We start from the raw sequence: 17,574 nt of genomic DNA, 5'->3' as shown, positions 1-17,574 counted from the left end.
GGTTGCGTGGCGCCGACGCCGCCCCCTGCTCGAGACGCTCCGGGCAGTGCGGCCCGCCGAAGGCCAGGGCGCAGCGGCGCGCCCGCGCGAGGCGGCTCCGACTCGCGGGGCCGATTCGAAGGGAGAGCGCGCGCCGAGCGAGTCGATCACATCACTAAGGTGTCGGGCCGCCCCACCCCGACCTGCGACCATGGCCACCTACGGATTCGACGGCATCGACCAGCTCGACGAGACGAGCGCCGACCTCGCCCACGCGCTCCTGCACGGCAATCCGGTCCTCGCGCGTTTCGCTCGCAGTGAAGCGGCCCCGGGCGGCGGACGCTACTTCGTGCTCGAGGTCCCCTCCCCTTCCGGCGAACACGGACCGCTGCTCGTCGACACGGGAGACCGCGATCGCGTCGCGGTGCGCTGGGGGCGCTTCTCGGCCGAGTTCGACGCACCGCCGGGCAGCGGACGCGCGAGCGAACTGCCGGCGGCGATCGATCTGATCGAGGACGTGCTGGCCGGAACCTGCCGCGTCTTCGCCTGCGAACGCGACGGGCGTTTCAGCGGCTGCGGCGTGGTCATGCGCGAGAGCGAGCTGCGCCGCGTGCTGACCACCCAGCCGCGCGGGACCGAGGTCACCGTGCTGCACTGGGACCGCGCGCCCGCCTTCTACGTGGCATCGGGCGCGGCGCGCTGAACGACCGCGCGCGACCGTCAGCGCGGCATGCCCTCGAGCAACCAGCGCGCCATGACCCGCGAGTCGCTCGCGTCGAAGCCACTCGGCTTGGGCATCGGCATCTGGTAGCGACCGGCGAGCTCGGTCAGGCGCGCGTGGTCGGCCGCGTACGCCGGCGGATCGCTGATGAACGACGCCAACTCGTCGATCGTCCAGTCCTCGCCGAGACCGTCGAGAGCGGGCCCCATCATCGCGCCCTCGCCCTTCGCTCCGTGGCAGAAGGCGCAGGACGGCTGCGTGCCGCCGGAGTAGAGCGCGACCGCGTCGGACAGCGGACGTTCCTCGACCGCCGGGGCCTGCGCCGCGCCACCGTCCGTGGCCGGCGCGGCGTCGTCGGAACCCGTGCAGCTCGCGACGACGACCGAGAGGGCGAGACCAGTGAGCGTGAGAAGGCGTCGTTCCATGGTGGGATCGGTACGGGTTCGAGAATGAAGGAGCACGAGTCGCCCAGATGGCCGACCGGCGCTCAGCACCAGCTGTTGTTCAGGACCTCGCCCACGCCACCGGCGCCGGGGACGATGTAGCCGTCCGCGTCCAGTCCGCGCTCCTCGCTCCAGCGCGTGCCCGGCGGCGTCGCGAGCACCACGTCCGGCGACAGGCCGCGATCGAGGCGCCCCGTCACCACGTGCACGTTCGCGGGGTGCTCGAGGACGCGCCGCAGGAACTCCGGGGTGCAGATCGCGGTCAGGACGCTGACCGACGCGGGCGTGCCGAACGACTCGAGGTAGTGGTCGAGCGCCGTCACCACGGTCGAGCCGGTCGCGCCCATCGGATCGGGCACGAACAGGTGCCGACCTTCGACGGGACCGCCGATCTTGCTCCCGAACAGGTCCGTGCCGGTGATCGAGCCGTCCGGTCCGGTGACGCGCGACATGTGCAGGTGGTCGAGGCGCACGTGGTCCTCGGGCAGGATCCGCGACAGCGCCTCGAAGCAGACCTGGCTGGGAACGATGCCGCCGCGGATCACGTCGACGACCACGACCTCTGACGCCGGATCGACCAACTCGCCACGCCAGATCCCGGTCCCCGGGTGCTTCTCCTCCATCCGCGTCGGCACTTCGCGGCGCACGCGCGGAAGGCGGTCGACGGCGGCTTCGGCGCAGAGGCCCGCGTACACGCTGCGCAGGTTCGCGAGGACCTCGGCGCGCGTGCTGTCGGGCGAACCGAGCCGGGCCAGCAGCGTCGCGGTCACCGGGTCGTCGAAGATGGTGACGCGTTCGCCGTAGCCGTGCTCGCTCCTGTGCATGTCAGCGGTTCTCGACGCTTCGGACGGCTTCGTCGAGCACTTCGACGAGGAACGGGATGTCCGCGGCCGGCACCGAGCACAGCGCCACGCGCACGGCTCCTTGCAGCGGAACGAGGAAGAGGCCCTGCGCCTTGCAGCGCTGCGCGACGGCGTGCGGGTCGCTGGTGAAGCACGACACGAAGAAGCCGCCCTCGTAGCGCGGATAGCGCAACGACGTGCCGCTCGCGTGCTCGTTGAAGACCTTCACACGCGCGTCGAGGAGCGCGCGCAGGTCGCCGCGTTCGCTCTCGAGGCGCGCCCGCAGCTCGGGCCGGATCAGCGCGTCGGCCACGCCCGACATGCCGAGGTGGTTGCAGTTCGACCAGGTGCCGCGGCAGGTGTAGCGCAAGGCGTTCAGGAGGCGCTCGCGCTCGGCGGGGTCCGCGTGGCTCGCCACCAGCGCGCCGACCCGGGCGCCGTACTGGGTGAACGACTTGGACGCGGTCCAGGCCACCAGGAGGGTCACGCGGTCGATCAGTCCGGCCACGTGATCGCGCCAACTCCCCGAGCGCTCGGCCGCGAACTCGGCGTAGGCGTAGTCGATGCACAGGGCGATCGGGCCCTTCTCGCTCGCGTCGCGCAGGACCTTCACCGTGCGGCGCCACTCGTCGTCGTCGAGCGAGAAGCCCGTCGGGTTGTGGCACGGCGTGTTCAGGACGACCAGCGCGCGCCCCTGCTCGTCCAGCAGTTCGTGGAGGCGTCGCTCGAGGCTCGCGACGTCGAAGTCGCCCGCCTCGTCGAACATGCGGAACGTGGTCAGTCCGCGGCGCGCGTGATCGGCCAGGATCCCGTAGGGCGACCAGTAGTAGCTCGACGTCAGGAGCGCGTGGCCCGGCTCGGTGAAGTTGACGATCGCGTCGTACAGCGCGCCCGTTCCGCCCGGCGTGCCGACGATCACCGACTGCTCGTGCAGCGCGTGCCCGCCGTAGAGGTCGTCGAGCACCGCCGTCAGGAACTCGGGCGGTCCGGCGATGGGTGCGTAGGCGGCGGCGCGTTCGGGCGGCACGGCACGCAGGGCGTCGAACACGCTCTGCATCACCGCCAGCGACCCGTCGTCGTCGAACAGGGCACCGAGCGTCGCGTTGACGACCTTCGCACCGGTGGCGGCGCGTTCGAGGGCTTCCGCGTTCAGCGAGAAGATCGGATCGTCACCGGGACGGTCTTGGGACTCGGGGATCAGGGCGATGCTCCGATCGAGCGGTCCGGCGTTGGCTGAGGGCGGATTCACGAGGCTTTGGGTCGGGAGGGCGACCACGATACTCGATCGACCCCGTGCGACCGGCCCCGCACGGGCTCGAACCGCGGTGCCCGGGCATCCACGGGCGTCCAGCCGGTCAGGGAACCCGTTCGAGCTCGCGGCGGGCCACGAACTGCATGCGCAACAGGACCGTGTAGCGCATGGACGAGCGCCCGGCGAGGTCGAGGGGTTGGGAGGCGAGGAAGTCCTCCACCGTGTCGATCCCCAGGCCCTCGAGTTCGCGCGCGTAGTCGGCCTCGACCCCTTCGAAGCCGACGCGCAGAAGAGGCGTTCCGCGCCGCACGCGCTCGGCTCGGGTGGCGGGGGCCTGGGCGGCCGCGCGCGGCGACTGGCCGGCCAGCGAGTTGGCCGCGGTGTCGACGGTGGGCTCGGCGCGGCGCGGAGCGGCGTTCAGTTCGACGCGCTGCTCGAAGCTGGGCGCGAGCGCGGGTCCGTCGTGGGCGCGGCGCTCGGGCACGGAGGGTTCGGGCGGACGGGGCTCGAAGGTGGGGCGCGGCACTTCGGCGTTCGAACCTTCGCTCGGCCCGTTCGCGTCGGCGCTCGGTGCGACGTCGGTCGCATCCTGGTCGTCGTCCCGACCCGAGGCGCGGCGCCAGGCACGCAGCAGGACGTCGAGCAACGAACCGTCGCGCCTGCCCGACTCGCTGGCGCGGCGTTGGGCGCCGGATGCATGGCGGCGCTCGATCGCCGAGCCGCGTTCGTCCTCGGGCTGTCCGGTGCGGGCGGGATCGCCGGCGGTCGCGGCCCCTGCGCCGGTCGTGCGAGCGCGTGCCTCGGGGGTCGGTTCGGCTGCGCCACGACTGCGTTCGCTCGCCTGGACCTCGCCCGCGACCGGACCGCGTCGTTCGCGCAGGAGCCGCGCCTCGCGTCGGAAACGCTCGCAGGCCTCCGAACTCTCCTGCAGCGCCCAGCCCAGATCGGTGCCGGACAGGGCGACCACGTCCTCGAGCGACTCGCACCCCAACTCCTTGAGACGGCCGAGCGTCGTCGGGCCGTCCGCGTAGAGGTTGCAGAGCAGGGCGAGGTCGATCATCACGTGCGGTGTCTCACGGTGGTGGCGCCGAAGTCGGTCGGCGATCGGTCCCCAAGGGTAGCGTCGCGAGCGCGCGGTGCACGCGTCGTCCCGCGGACCGCTCGCCGGGCGCCGGGCGACCCAAGCTGGAGCCAGCACGCGGGTTCGGGCCGAGTGCGTGCTCGCCCCGGCGCCTGGCGCCCCGCCCTCAGCTCCGTGCCGCCGAGGTGCGCCGAACGTGGGCGCGGGCCTCCTCGGCCAGCGCCCGGAAGTCGTCGCAGGCCTCCGACTCGGGCGCCAGGTCCTGGACGAACGCGCCGTAGCCGGCGGCTTCGCGCAGGCGGCGGTCCGAGCGCACGGTCGTGTCGAAGAGCAGCTCGCCGAAGCGCGCCTGCATGGCCACGAGGACCTCGCGCGCGAACTCGAGCTCGCGATCGAAGATGGTCGCGACGACGCGCATCTCGAGCGGGACCTCGAGCGCGTCCGCCATGTCCTCGAGCAGTCCGCGGGCCTTGAGCGCCCCCTGCAGGGAGAACGCGCCGGTCTCGACCACCAGCAGCACCGTCGTCGAGGCCACGACCGCGTTGGCGGTGAGGATCCCGTCGGCGCGCGGCGGACAGTCCACGAGCACCCAGTCGAAGGGCGTCTGCATGGTCCCGAGCGCCCGGCGCAGGGCCCGTTCGGGGTCCGGACGCTCGGAGGCCGCGCGCTCGAAACGCGCGAGATCGCCGGCGGCGGGAGCGAGCCAGACCTGCTCGGACACCTGCTGCAGCACGTCGTCGAGCCGCCGCTCCCCCATCAGCACGTCGCCGATCGACGACCCGGGGGAACTCGCGCGCCCGAGCGCCATCGTCGCGTGGGCCTGGGGATCCATGTCGATCAACAGGACCTGTTCGCCCGCCGCCGCCAGAGCCCCGGCCAGGTGCACGGCCGTGGTCGTCTTCCCGCAGCCGCCCTTCTGGTTCGCGAAGGTCCAGACCGGGCCGCCGCCGCGCAGGGGCGAGTTCGACCCCGCGCGCTCGGACGAGCTCGCAGCGCCGGTGCTCGACTCCGTTTCGTGCAGGTGCTCCACGGTGGGCATCCTAGCCACTACCGGGGTGCGACGCACGACCGCTCGGGAGCCCCCCCATGGCGTTCGAACGCGTCGACGGCGCTCGAGCCCGTCCGCCGCCGCGCCCCGGGGGTGCGCACGTGCGCGGTACGCCCCGCGCGCCACGAGCATCCGCCGCGGATCCGATCCGTCCGGGGCTCCCTCCTTCGCTCAGTGGAACCGCAGCTGCTCGCCGATGCGGTGCAGCTTGAGCAGGTTCGTCGTGCGCGCGACGCCGGGCGGGATGCCGGCGACGAAGATGATCTTCTCGCCCTGGCGCACCATGCCGGCCGCGAGGAGATCGTCGCTGGCGGTCTGCCACATGCCTTCGATCGACGTCCCGCGACGGCACATGAACGGCCGCACGTGGGCGAGGATCGCCATCGCATTGTAGACGCGCTCGGACGGCGTGATCGCGACCACCTCGGCCTGCGGGCGGTAGCGACTGAGCAGGCGCACCGTGTTGCCGGTCTCTGTGAAGGCGATGATCTTCGACAGGCCGAGGGCCTCGGCGGCCTGCACGGCGGCGAGCGCGATGGCGTTCGAGAAGGTCTGCTCGGACTGGCGGAAGGCGACGCGCGGCAGGTCGAGGTAGCGCTGGCTCTGCTCGACGGCGCGGCAGATGCGGCTCATCACCGCGACCGCTTCCACGGGATACCGCCCCATCGCGGTCTCGGCCGAGAGCATCACCGCGTCGGTGCCGTCGAGCACCGCGTTCGCGATGTCGGTCACCTCGGCGCGCGTGGGCCGCGAGGACGAGATCATCGACTCGAGCATCTCCGTCGCCGTGATCACGAAACGTCCCTCCATCACCGCTGCGTGGATCAGCGACTTCTGGATCATCGGGAGCTGTTCGAGGTCCACCTCGACGCCCAGGTCGCCGCGCGCGACCATGATTCCGTCGGAGGCGCGCAGGATCTCGTGGATGTGCTCGAGCGCGATCGCGCGTTCGATCTTCGAGACCAGCATCGTGCCCGGTGCCAGCTCGCGGATGCGCTCGACCTCCTCGGCGTCGCCGACGAAGCTGAGTCCCAGCATCTCGACGCCGATCTGTTGCGCGATCGTGATGTCGGCCAGGTCCTTCTCGGTCGGCAGGGTGACGGCGAGGCGCGTGTCCGGAAGGTTGACGCCCTTGCGATCGGCGACGACGCCACCGCGCTCGACCTCGGCCACGATGCGGTCCGACGCGACCTCGATCGCGATCAGCTCGACCGCACCGTCGGCGAGCACGAGTCGGTGCCCCTCCTCGACCGCGCCGAGGAAGCCGTCGAAGTTGAAGTAGATCTCGCCCGGACCCGCCAACTCGTCGCCCTGGCGGACGACGACCTGCTGGCCGAACTCGAGCTCGCGCGACTTGTCGGCGAAGCGCCCCATCCGCAGCTTCGGGCCCTGGATGTCGGCCAGGAGTGCGACGGGACGACCGGCGCGTTTGGCGGCCTTGCGCACCACGTCCGCGCGCCGCCTGTGTTCCTTGGCCTCGCCGTGGCTGAAGTTGAGGCGCGCGACCGACATGCCCGCCTCGATCAGTTCGTCGACGCGCCCCTCGGACGCGGGACCGATCGTCGCGACGATTTTCGTGCGTGCGCGTTCGCGGACGCGGCGGGCGTTCAGCCGGCGGCGACGCTCGATCGGGGTCGGCGTGCGCTGGCTGTCGTCGGGCTCGAACTCGTCGGGTTCGCCACTTGTCGATCCATCGTTCATCGAAGCGGTCCGTCCTCGATCGGATCGGTACTGGTCGTGATCCCGGTCGGAACCTCCGAGCAGACTACCCGGCGTGCTCGGGGGCTCCAAATCGGTGGAGGTGTCGCGGTTCGGTCGAGAGCTGTCGGTGTTCACGACCACATCCCGGTCGAGAGGTAGCGCTCGCCGAGGTCGCACAGGAGCGTCGCGACGATCGGCGGCGCCCCCAGTTCGTGAGCCAAGCGGCGCGCCGTGTAGACGTTCGCGCCGGACGAAGGTCCGACGAACAGTCCCGAGCGCGCCAGTTCACTGCAGACCGGGAGAGCCTCTTCGAGCCGCACGTCGACGCGGTGGTCGACCAGGCTGGCGTCGAAGAGCTCGGGGGCGCGGTCGCCGGGAGCACCGAGCGGTTTCAGACCCTCGATGCCCGGGAAGAGGTCGGGAACCACGGCCCCCACGCGGGCGTTCGGTGACTCGGCCTTGAGCCGCCTGCCGACGCCCGTCAGCGTCCCGCCGGTCCCGACGCCGGACACGAACAGGTCGGGCGCGCCGAGTCCGAGCTCTGCGAGCTGTTCCAGCAACTCGCCCGCAGTGCCGTCGTGGTGCGCGCGCCAGTTGGCGTCGTTCGCGTACTGGTTGCAGTACCAGTAGCGCTCCGGGTCGTCGGTGGCGAGCGAGCACGCCAACGCGCGCGCGGCGTCGTAGCCTTCGAGCGGGTCGGTGAGGATCAGCTCGGCGCCGTGCGCGCGGATGCGTTCGAGTCGCTCGCGGCTGGCGTTTCCGGGCACGACCAACGTGACGTCCACGCCGAACAGCGGACCGAGCGCGGCATAGGCGATGCCCGCGTTGCCCGAGGACGAGTCGAGCAGACGGCGGCCGCTGCCCGGCCCGACGTGTCCGTCGCGCACGGCGGCGGCGAGCATGCTGGCCACCGGCCGGTCCTTGACGGAACCCGTCGGGTTGCGCGTCTCAAGCTTCGCGAAGAGCCGCGTTCCCGCGGGCAGACCGCCGAGTTCGGTCAGTTCGACGAGCGGCGTCCCTCCGACCGTGGCGAGCAGCGCGCGACCGACGGCGGGCATGGGCGCGGACGCGGGGACACCGGTTGCGCTGCGCCGAATCTCGCGCGCGTTCGTCTCTTCGATCGTCGTCATGGTCGTGGTGTCGCGCGTGCTCACGCGCCGCAGCTCTCGGCCAAGGTCTGGTACGGCCGCACCGGCGCGTCGGGCGCACAGTGGGTGCACTTCGGATCGGCGCCGAACGTGAGCTCCTGGAAGCGCTGACGCAGGGCGTCGTAGTGCAGCATCCGGCCGATCAGCGGCTCGCCGATGCCGAGCAACAGTTTGATGGCCTCGATCCCCTGCAGGCACCCGATCACGCCCGGCAGGACGCCGAGAACGCCCGCCTCCGCGCACGACGGCGCCAGTTCCGGCGGCGGCGGCTCGGGGTAGAGGCAGCGATAGCAGGGCGCGACGCCGCGTTCGCGCGCTGGGTGGAAGACCGAGACCTGGCCTTCGAAGCGGAAGATCGCGCCGTGTACGTTGGCGATGCCGAGGTTCACGCAGGCGTCGTTGACCAGGTAGCGCGTCTGGAAGTTGTCCGTGCCGTCGAGCACCACGTCCGCGCCGGCGAAGACCTCCTCGACGTTCTCCGGGACGAGGCGCACGCGCCGTGCATCGACGCGCACGTCGGGATTGAGCGCCTCGAGCGTCTGCTTCGCCGATTCGACCTTGGGCCGACCGACGCGCGCATCGGTGTGCAGGATCTGGCGGTGCAGGTTCGAGCGATCGACCACGTCGTCGTCCACGATCACCAGTTCGCCCACGCCGGCCGCCGCCAGGTAGTAGGCCGCGGGCGATCCGAGTCCGCCGGCGCCGACCAGGACGGCGCGGCTGCGTCCGAGCGCGAGCTGCCCCTCCTCGCCCACCTCGGGCAGGATCACCTGCCGCCCGTAACGCACGCGGCCGGCGGCGTCGAGCGCGCGCGGAACCTCGAACGCGAGTCCGTCGGCCTTCCAGCGCGAGAAGCCGCCCGCGACGCTGACGGCGCGCTCGTAGCCGAGCGCGCGCAGGGCCTCGGTGGCGAACAGCGAACGCACGCCGCCCGCGCACAGCACGTAGACCGGTCGCGAACGATCGGGCAACGCCTCCTCCACGCGCAGTTCGAGGAAGCTCTTCGGCACGCGCAGCGCGCCGGTGGGACTGCCCTGGGACGTCTCGTCGGGTTCGCGCACGTCGAGCACGACGCCGTCGGGATCACCGGCGGCCTGGCGCGGCTCGACCTCGCCGAGCGCGGCGCGCAACGCGTCGAGGCGTTCCCGGGACGTGCTCACCGCGAGCGGCCCGAACCGCCGGCGACGGCGGGAACGATCGTCAGTTGCGAACCGTCGCGCACGTCGGCGTCGAGTCCACCGTTGCCGCGCGCGTTCGCGCCGTCGACGAACACGTTGACGAAGCGGCGCACCTCGCCGTTCTCGTCGAGGATGCGCCCGCGCAGGTCCGGGTGCTCGCGCTCGAGGGCGCGCAGGAGTTCACCGACGGTGGCCCCTTCGAGGGTGACTTCGTCCTGCCCGCCGCAGAAGGCGCGCAGGGGCGTGGGCAGGCGCAGGGTGGCGCTGGTCATGGCGGTCGTAGGGGCTCGAGCGATGAGACGTGCGATGGACGGAAGAGCGCGCGCCGTCGGGGCGCGGACGGAGCGGATCGAGCGGCGTGCTGCGGACGGTGCGCTGCGAGCGGCGCGACTCAGGAAGCGACGGCCACGGCGCCGCGCGGCGCGAGCAGTCGCTCCTCGGCGAAACGAGCGGTCGCGTCGAGGCGCCAGGACCGCGCGTGCACGTCGGAGTGGGCCGCGCGGCCGACGATCAGGTAGGACCAACCGGGCCAGGCGCGTTCCGTGTCCGTGCGGGACGGGATCGCGGCCGAGTCCGGGTGGCTGTGCCAGACGCCGACCACGTCGAGACCGAGCTCGCGCGCGAGTCCGTCGAGGCGCACGAAGTCCTCGGGGTGGACCTCGAACGTGTCGGCGGCCGGCTCGCGCGTCGCGTTGCGCGTGGGCTCGACCCGTTCGACCACGACCCGGCCGTCCCCGTGGTCCGTCCCGAGCAGGAGGCCACAGGCCTCGTTCGGGAGTTCCGCGGCCGAACGCTCGATCGCGCGGGCCAGCTGGTCGGGGTCGATCTCGATCTGCACGGTGCGATTGTCCATCGCGCGCGCCCCGACCCCAAGCGCGCGACGGGCCGCAGTCCTAGGAAGCGGAGACGCGCACCCGGTCGGCCCCGGATCGGGACGCTGCGAAATGCGACACGGTTGCGGAGTGGACCTCAGCGCCCATCGCTCGGTGGCTCGGCCGACACCGGTTCGACCGCTGCGGTCCGTCGCCACAGGCGCGCTCCGCCGTCCGTCCCCTCGCGCCCGAAGGCCCGCGGCGGGAGCGGTGCGAAACGCCACGAACTGCCTTCGAAGAGCGGAATCCGTTCCCAGCCCGCGCTCGCCTCGCGCTGCGGGTCGGCGCCCCGAGAGAGGACCAACGAACCAGCGGGCAGCCCCGCTGTGTGCGTGCACCAGCGCACGTCGAGGTCCGTGTAGTAGAGGTCGTTGAAGTAGGTCCAGGTGTCGAGGTGGAGCCGCTCCTGGCCGAGCGCGCGACAGGTGGCCTCGACGTGGGCGGCGGCCGACACCCGCAGGCTGGACGTGCGGGTGCGCTCGATCGGTCCGAGTTCGACCGCGCGCCCGGCCACGAGGCAGGCCACGGCCGCGACCAGGAGTCCGCGCGGGCCGAGGTGTCGCAGCCGAACGAGGACGGCGGTGCCCACGGTCGCGCTGAGGGCGATCGCGAGCCACTCGGCCGAGCCGATCGCTGCGACCGCGGGCTCGGCGAAGTCCGAGGACCCCGCCTCGGCCGCGCGCCCGACGAGCCAGAAGGCCACGGGTCCGATCGCGACGGCCGCGAACGCGAGAACCCCTGCGATCAGGCGCGGCGCGCGCGGGAAGCCGCCCGATCCGAGACGCTGCGCCGCGAGCAGCACCACGAAGGGCAGGAGCGGCAGGGCGTAGCGCGGACGGACGCCCGGCCACACGAGCAGCACGAGCAGGCCCCAGAACACCACGTGCAGGGCCAGGTGGGTCGCGCCCTCCGTGCGCCACTGCGCCCGCCGCCGCGCGCTGAAGATCCCGAGCGCGAGGAGCGACGCCGGCGCCCATCCGCCCAGCACGCCGGTCACGAGGCGCCACCGGTCCTTCAGGTAGGTGACGAATCCGCCCGTTCCGCCGCGCCACAGCTCGGCCAACCAACTGGCCGTCACGTCGCGCGCCGCGTCGACACCCTCGCGCGCGTCGTTCGGTTCGACGACGCCGCGCACGAAGAACGGCCACCAGGCGAACAGGCCGACACCGAGCGCGATCGGCAACGCGAGTCGCCGCAGTGCCGGGCGCACGCCGATCCGCGCCACCGCGCACGTGAACGCCGGCACCGCGGAGAACAGCAGGGCGAGCGGCCCCTTGGTCAGACAGGCGAGGCCGATGGCGCTGGCGGCGACCAGGGCGATGAAGGGTCCCGGCTTCGTGGCCGCGCGCAGCAGGGCCAGCGCCGCGACGGCACAGGTCAGCGCGAACGTGGACTCGAGTTCGCCGAGGGACGCCTTCGAGAGCATGCTCGGGGCGGCGACCACCATGGCGCCCGCTGCGACCCCGATCCCCAGTGCCGTCGCCGACGTCCGCTCGGAGGTCGAAGCGCTCGCGACCACCGCGCGACGCCGTCCCTGCGCGAGCGACGCCAGGACCGCGACGAGTGCGGCCAGCAGCGCCGCCGAGGAGAGGGCCGCGAGGCGGATGGCGACAGGACTGCCGCGCCGGGCCGCGGGCCACCAGCCCGCGTCGGTGCGTTCGGCGGGCCGCAGCGCTGCGTCGAGTCCGGTGCGCTCGAGTGCGACCTGGTGCGCGGCGGACCACCAGTAGAAGGCCGGCGGCTTGGCCAGGTAGGCGCGACCGAAGACGCGTGGGACCGCCCAGGTGGCGAGCGCTCCGTCCACGTCGGCGTCGTCGGCCGCGAGTCGATCCAGGAACGAGGCGGTGGGCAGCGCGCGCCGGGCCTCCTCGGACTCGAGCTCGCCGCGGCCGACCCAGGGCAGGTTCGCCGCGAGCGCGATCACCGCGGCGATCAGGCCGGCGAGGACGGCCGAGCGGTCGATTCGCATCGTGGAGGGCTAGGGTGCGGGGAGAAAGTCGACGGTGGCCGAAGTGACGCTGGGGTCGGCGCCGTATCTACTCTAGCGCCGCGGCGGGTCCGCTCCCGCTCCGCGCTCGCTCCGTCCGCCCACTCCTCGATCGAGGCTTCCGCCCGTGCGACCCATCCAACGCCCTCTTCTCGCCCTCGCGCTCGCCACCGCCTCGACCGTCGGCGTCACAGCGGCGGTCGCGCACCCCGGAACCACGCTGCGCGACGCGCTCGCCGCCTTCGAGGAGTTCGCGTTCGGACCCGTTCCCGGCCAACGCGTCGAGAAGGAGTTCGAGGTCACGACGAAGCTCGATCTCGACTCGGCCAGCCTGGTCGTCGACGGCGAGTACGAGGACGTGCCGATCGAGATGTCGACGCGGACGATCTCACAGCTGTCCGTGCGCGACGAGTACGCCGAGGTCGGCGGTGGCCGCCCCCTGCGCATCGAACGTCAGTACATCTCCGTCGGCGCCCGGGCCACGGCCGACTCGCGCACGCCCACGCTGGGCGGTGGCGACATCGAGGTCGAACACGCCAGCGCGCTCGAAGGGCGCGGCGTGCGCTTTCAGTGGGATCCGGCGACCACGGCCTACACGCGGCGCTTCTCCGACGAGACGAGCGAACCCGACGACGAGGAGCGCGCGCTGCTCGACGGCCTCGACGAGGACCTCGATCTGCGCGGGTGGCTCCCGGGCGACTCGGTCGACGAGGGCGATCGTTGGCTCGTCGAGCCCGCCGTCCTGCGCGCGGCGCTGCGACCCGGCGGCGATCTGGGACTCGCTCCGACCGACGCCGCCGCTGCGGAACGTCTCGGCGCCTTCGATCGCTCCGGTGGACTCGCGGGCCTGCTCGGGACGCCCACCGGAACGATCGAGGGCAAGTTGCTCCACGTCCGCGGTCCCGCCGGAGCGCGCGTCGCGACGATGGAGTTCACGATCGACGTGCGCTTCTTCGCCGAGCTGTCGGGCGAGAGCTGGCCGGCGTTCGTCGACCCGGCGCCGCCCGGCGACGAGGAGGTGAAGGTGACCGTGTCGTCCACCGAACTCGACGCCCTCGCCGATCGCGGGGTGGCCACGTTGGTGTGGGACGTGGACGGGGGGCGGTTCGTGAGCTTCGACCTCGACCTGACCCTGGACCTGCGGGCGACCCAGGACCTGGTGCTCTCCCTGGGTGAGGAGAAGGCCCCGGTCCGCATGGAGCTGTCCTGGACCCTGGCCCAGCGGTTGGAAGCGGCCTCGAAGGCCCTCTAGGCCACGTTCGCCCCCCCTCGAGCGAGCTCGACGGGGCAGATTCGGCGGCTCGGAGCGAGAATCCGCCCCGGCCGAGCGCGTAGCCCGCAGTTCGACCGTGGGGCCCTCGAAGCGTCGGCGGCCCCACTCTCGTATCCTGTCGCGCCTGAAACCCGCGCTGGCGCGCCCCGCGCCGGACGGTCGCGAGCGGCAGGTCCCTCCCCCAGGTCCCTCCCCCGAGCGAACCCACCTCCCGCGAAGGTCCCCCTGCGCGGTCGTTCCCTCCCCGACCAGCTCTTCGACGCCCCCCTCGTCCGCAGACCGACTCGCCGTCCACACCACCCGTCGCCCGCCCTTGCGCGTTGCGTGACGTGCGCGCCACGGACCCTTCGCGCGACACACTCCGCCCACGCGCGGCTCGAACGACGACACGACGTTGGCGACGGAGGCGGCGCGGACCGACGAGCGCGACGTCCGCCGACCGACTGCAACTCGACGAACTGCAACTCGAAGAACCGCAACTCGACGAAACCCCGATCCGAACCACCGCGCTGCGACGAACCGAGATCCGGCACCGAATTCCGAGTGCCTCGAACGCCCGCGGCGCTCTCGCCATCCCCGACCACCCGAACCACGACTCGAACCACCGACGCCCTGCGGAGCGCGGTTCTTCCCGGCGAAGTCGCCGGGGCCCGCTCCCCCACGACGCCGAACGTTCGATCACCCTCTGACCAACCATGAATCTCACCTGCGTCAAGACCATCACGCCCGTCGTCGGCATGGGCCTCCTCCTCTCCTTCTCCGGGACCGCTGATCGCATCGCGTTCGCCCCCGAGCGCGGCGCCACGGTGACCCGCACGATGGAGAACCGCATGACGATCGACCTCGAGGACTTCACCATGGACGTCGACGGTCAGGACATGACCGCGATGATGGGTGGTCTGCCCGAGATGTCGATGACCATGAACACCGCGGTCACGGTCGAGGACACGTACCTCGAGCTCGGAGACCGTCGTCCGGCGCGCCTCAAGCGCACCTTCGAGGCCATCAGCAGCAGCGCCATCGTCGACGTGTCCATGATGGGCGAGGGCGAGTCGAACGAGACCGAGATGTCGTCCGACCTCGAAGGCGCCAGCGTCATCTTCACCTGGGACGACGAGGCCGGTGAGTACAAGAAGTCCTACGAGGACGAGGAGGACACGCGCGACGTCGAGCTTCTCGAGGGCCTCGAAGAGGACATGGACCTGCGCGCCTTCCTGCCGCGCACCGAGGTCTCGGCCGGCGAGTCCTGGGACATTCCGTACGAAGCGCTGATGAGCCTCGTGCTTCCGGGTGGCTTCCTCGGTGCCGAGCCCGAGGGCATGGACGAGATGGACTCCGACATGGACATGTCCCTGGTCGAGGAGACGATGGGCGAGTTGTTCGAGCAGTACGAGAGCATGCTCGAGACCCTGTTCGACGGTGAGCGCAAGGCCACCTACCAGGGCATGCGCGAGGTCGACGGCGCCACGTACGCCGTCATCACGCTGAAGCTCGACACCGACGGCACGCTCGACCTCTCGTCGATGATCACCGACATGATGGACCGCATGAGCGACCTCATGGACATGCCGATGGAAGCCGACATCTCGATCGCGGCGGCCGACTTCAACCTGACGCTCGACGGTGCCGGTGAACTCCTGTGGAACCCCCGCACCGGCGTCTTCGCCAGCATGACCATGGAGACCGACATGACGATGGGCATGGAAGTCTCGGTCGACGCGGACATGGGCGGCGAAGCCACGACGCTCGACATGACGATGGAGATGGCTGGCGACATGGAGACCAGCTTCACCAACCAGTGATCGGAGCCGGATCGCGCTCGCCAGCTCCGACGCCATGACGGCCGAGCAGGGATCGAGCGCCGACGCGCGCCCGCCGAAGGGCGACCACGAGGGCCCCTCGTCCCACACCGGACGGGGGGCCCTGTCCGTCGGGGCCGCGCTCTTCGACGCGGGGCGACACCACGCGGCACACGAGGTCTTCGAGGAGGCCTGGATCGCGGCGCGCGGCACGGGTCGCTCCGCCGAAGCCCTGTGGTGGCAGGGGCTGGTGCTGTGCGCGGGAGCGCTCCACCACCGCGGCACCGGCAATCGGTCCGGTCAGAAGGCTCTGGGCGTGCGTGCGATCGAGCGCCTCTCGGCGGCCCTCGATGGCGCGGCGAACTCCGGGGGCACCGAGGGCGCGCCGTGGTGGACGCACCGGTGCCGCACCTGGCTGGAGCGCTGGCGCGCGTTCGTCGCAGCGGAACCGGCGGGCGCCGATCCGCGCCTCGGCGACCTCGTCGGCGAGGCGGGCGCGGACGAGGCCTGAGGCTCGCGGCGCCCGCATGCGGTTGCCGCGACGGCGCGCGTGCCAGCGTCGGCCGCGGACGGCGACGGACCCGTGTCCGCCGCTCGCCCGCTCACCCCGACAGGCTCAGATCTCGAGCGTGCCCAGGCGTTCCGACTCGTAGGCGATCTTGTAGAGATCCCGTCGGCGGTCGTTCCAGTTCTGCACGGTGCCGCGCAGTCGGTGGCGACGCAGCTGCTCGATGTCCACGTCGCGCACGACGAGCGTCTCGATGTTCGGCGTGCACTCCGCCGCCACGCCGTCCCGCGCGAAGGGCACGTCGGCCGGCGTGAAGATCCCCGACTGGGCGTAGTGGACGTCCGCGTTCTCGACGAGCGGCAGCGTCCCGGTACAGCCCGAGATCACCGTGTACACGTGGTTCTCGATGCAGCGCGCCTGGGCGCAGGTCCGGATCCGCAGGTAGCCGTCGCGGTCGTTCGTGTTGAACGGGACGAAGACGATCTGCGCTCCCTTGGCCGCGGCGATCCGCGAGAGTTCGGGGAACTCGACGTCGTAGCAGATCTGGATCGACACCCTGCCGCGGTCGGTCTCGAAGACCTCGACGTCGTCACCGGGCACCACACCCCACCAGCGGCGCTCGGCGGGCGTGATGTGGATCTTGTACTGGCGGTCGATGCCGCCGTCGCGGTGGAACAGGTAGGCGCAGTTGCGCAGACGCTCCTCCTCCAGCACGAACTGCGATCCGCCGATGATGTTGATGTTGTACTTGATCGCCATCCGCGTGAAGAAGTCCAGGTAGCGGGGCGTCAACTCCGCCAACTTCCGCGCGGACTCCTGGGGCCGCTGCTCCGCGCCGATGAACGACAGCATCTGGGTCGACATCAGCTCCGGGAAGACGACGAAGTCGCTCTTGTAGTCGGAGGCGGCGTCCACGAAGAACTCGCACTGCGACTCGAAGTCGTCGATGCTCTTGATCGCACGCATGTGGTACTGGACCGCGGCGATGCGAACGTTGTGGACGCGCTGGTAGCGATTGCGAGGGTCCGAGACGTAGTCGAGATTCGTCCACTCGAGGAACGTCGCGTACCCACCCGATTCGACGTCGCTGGGGAAGTAGTCGGGGATGATCCGCTTCAACACGAAACCGTTCGCGGTCTGCGTGGTCAGCACCGGGTCGTAGATCTGCCCTTCCCCCACCTTCTCGGCGTACTCGCGCGCCGTCATCTGGTCGGCGTACTTGTGGTAGTTCGGGATCCGTCCACCGACGATGCTGCGCGCCAGGTTGTAGCGTCGCGCGAGCTCACGCCGCCCTTGGTAGAGGCGGCGCGCCAGCTTCAGTCCGCGGTACTCGGGATGGACCATCACCTCGATCCCGTAGAGCGTGTCGCCCTTCGGATCGTGGTTGCGGATGTAGCCGTTGTCGGCGAGTTCCTTCCAGTCGTGCCAGTCCGAGTAGTCCTCGAAGTCCACGATCAACGAGAAGGCCGAGGCGACGATCTTCCCCTCGAACTCGACGACGAGCTGCCCCTCGGGAAACATGCCGAGCTGGCTCTGGATCTGATCGAGCCCCCAGGTCTGCATACCGGGGAAGCAGCGAACCTGCATCGCCACCAACTCCTCGAAGTCGTCGGCTCGGAGCTGGCGCAGGACGATTGCGCGTTCGAAGTCCTCGAGGCGGATCTGATGTTCGGAGTCGGGCGGGTTCGAGTCGGTCATTGTGGGGCTTCTGCGTCCGGGTCGGTCGCGAAGGGGTGGGAGCG

The 17,574-nt window shown here is 71.4% G+C and carries 16 protein-coding genes; 4 read left to right on the top strand and 12 right to left on the bottom strand.

Going from position 1 to position 17,574, the window contains the following annotated elements; all coding sequences use genetic code 11:
* The first annotated feature begins 190 nt into the window (after nucleotides 1-190).
* The gene (locus Pla163_RS03560; protein WP_145183673.1) at nucleotides 191-682 is read left to right on the top strand and encodes a hypothetical protein; all 492 of its coding nucleotides are present in this window, start codon (nucleotides 191-193) and stop codon (nucleotides 680-682) included.
* 17 nt (nucleotides 683-699) lie between these two features.
* On the opposite strand, the gene Pla163_RS03555 is transcribed toward Pla163_RS03560, so the two are convergent.
* The 11 genes from Pla163_RS03555 to Pla163_RS03505 all read right to left on the bottom strand — a co-directional run bounded on the left by Pla163_RS03555 (nucleotide 700) and on the right by Pla163_RS03505 (nucleotide 12,234).
* The gene (locus tag Pla163_RS03555) at nucleotides 700-1,125 is read right to left on the bottom strand and encodes a c-type cytochrome (RefSeq protein WP_145183670.1); all 426 of its coding nucleotides are present in this window, start codon (nucleotides 1,123-1,125) and stop codon (nucleotides 700-702) included.
* 62 nt (nucleotides 1,126-1,187) lie between these two features.
* Nucleotides 1,188-1,967, bottom strand: a complete 780-nt coding sequence (locus tag Pla163_RS03550; RefSeq protein WP_145183668.1) for a uracil phosphoribosyltransferase — start codon at nucleotides 1,965-1,967, stop codon at nucleotides 1,188-1,190.
* A 1-nt stretch (nucleotide 1,968) separates the two neighbouring features.
* Complete coding sequence (locus Pla163_RS03545; protein ID WP_145183665.1) at nucleotides 1,969-3,234, bottom strand: aminotransferase class I/II-fold pyridoxal phosphate-dependent enzyme; 1,266 nt, start codon at nucleotides 3,232-3,234, stop codon at nucleotides 1,969-1,971.
* A gap of 106 nt (nucleotides 3,235-3,340) precedes the next feature.
* Nucleotides 3,341-4,297, bottom strand: coding sequence for a hypothetical protein (locus Pla163_RS03540; RefSeq protein ID WP_145183662.1), 957 nt, complete (start codon nucleotides 4,295-4,297; stop codon nucleotides 3,341-3,343).
* Nucleotides 4,298-4,484: 187 nt separating this feature from the next.
* The gene (locus Pla163_RS03535) at nucleotides 4,485-5,348 is read right to left on the bottom strand and encodes a ParA family protein (protein WP_419186281.1); all 864 of its coding nucleotides are present in this window, start codon (nucleotides 5,346-5,348) and stop codon (nucleotides 4,485-4,487) included.
* Between the two features lie 189 nt (nucleotides 5,349-5,537).
* Nucleotides 5,538-7,067, bottom strand: coding sequence for a pyruvate kinase (pyk, locus tag Pla163_RS03530; RefSeq protein WP_145183656.1), 1,530 nt, complete (start codon nucleotides 7,065-7,067; stop codon nucleotides 5,538-5,540).
* Nucleotides 7,068-7,198: 131 nt separating this feature from the next.
* Nucleotides 7,199-8,197, bottom strand: coding sequence for a PLP-dependent cysteine synthase family protein (locus Pla163_RS03525; RefSeq protein ID WP_419186280.1), 999 nt, complete (start codon nucleotides 8,195-8,197; stop codon nucleotides 7,199-7,201).
* Nucleotides 8,198-8,217: 20 nt separating this feature from the next.
* Nucleotides 8,218-9,375, bottom strand: coding sequence for a molybdopterin-synthase adenylyltransferase MoeB (gene moeB, locus Pla163_RS03520; RefSeq protein WP_145183654.1), 1,158 nt, complete (start codon nucleotides 9,373-9,375; stop codon nucleotides 8,218-8,220).
* On the bottom strand, nucleotides 9,372-9,665 hold the full coding sequence (locus tag Pla163_RS03515; protein WP_145183651.1) for a ubiquitin-like small modifier protein 1: 294 nt from the start codon (nucleotides 9,663-9,665) through the stop codon (nucleotides 9,372-9,374). Before Pla163_RS03515 ends, moeB begins: the two co-directional genes overlap by 4 nt.
* Before the next feature lie 119 nt (nucleotides 9,666-9,784).
* A complete protein-coding gene (locus Pla163_RS03510; RefSeq protein WP_419186279.1) occupies nucleotides 9,785-10,231 on the bottom strand; it encodes a M67 family metallopeptidase in 447 nt (148 codons plus the stop codon).
* A gap of 131 nt (nucleotides 10,232-10,362) precedes the next feature.
* The gene (locus Pla163_RS03505) at nucleotides 10,363-12,234 is read right to left on the bottom strand and encodes an energy-coupling factor transporter transmembrane component T family protein (RefSeq protein WP_145183647.1); all 1,872 of its coding nucleotides are present in this window, start codon (nucleotides 12,232-12,234) and stop codon (nucleotides 10,363-10,365) included.
* Between the two features lie 145 nt (nucleotides 12,235-12,379).
* Here Pla163_RS03505 and Pla163_RS03500 point away from each other — a divergent pair, with 145 nt between their 5' ends.
* The 3 genes from Pla163_RS03500 to Pla163_RS03490 all read left to right on the top strand — a co-directional run bounded on the left by Pla163_RS03500 (nucleotide 12,380) and on the right by Pla163_RS03490 (nucleotide 15,835).
* Nucleotides 12,380-13,504 carry a hypothetical protein gene (locus Pla163_RS03500; protein ID WP_145183644.1) on the top strand — a complete coding sequence of 375 codons (1,125 nt, stop codon included), beginning with the start codon at nucleotides 12,380-12,382 and terminating at the stop codon, nucleotides 13,502-13,504.
* Between the two features lie 716 nt (nucleotides 13,505-14,220).
* Complete coding sequence (locus tag Pla163_RS03495; RefSeq protein ID WP_145183641.1) at nucleotides 14,221-15,327, top strand: hypothetical protein; 1,107 nt, start codon at nucleotides 14,221-14,223, stop codon at nucleotides 15,325-15,327.
* A 34-nt stretch (nucleotides 15,328-15,361) separates the two neighbouring features.
* Nucleotides 15,362-15,835: a DUF309 domain-containing protein gene (locus Pla163_RS03490; protein WP_145183638.1), complete on the top strand. Its 474-nt coding sequence runs from the start codon at nucleotides 15,362-15,364 to the stop codon at nucleotides 15,833-15,835.
* 105 nt (nucleotides 15,836-15,940) lie between these two features.
* Here the strand turns inward: Pla163_RS03490 and Pla163_RS03485 are convergent, their stop codons facing one another.
* Nucleotides 15,941-17,530, bottom strand: coding sequence for a carbon-nitrogen hydrolase family protein (locus tag Pla163_RS03485; protein WP_145183635.1), 1,590 nt, complete (start codon nucleotides 17,528-17,530; stop codon nucleotides 15,941-15,943).
* Nucleotides 17,531-17,574: the final 44 nt, after the last annotated feature.

Origin of the sequence: Rohdeia mirabilis (assembly GCA_007750655.1) — a bacterium.
GTDB lineage: Bacteria > Planctomycetota > UBA1135 > UBA1135.
The sequence above is the reverse complement of the archived record's forward strand: the minus strand, read 5'-3'. Positions and strand labels throughout refer to the sequence as shown.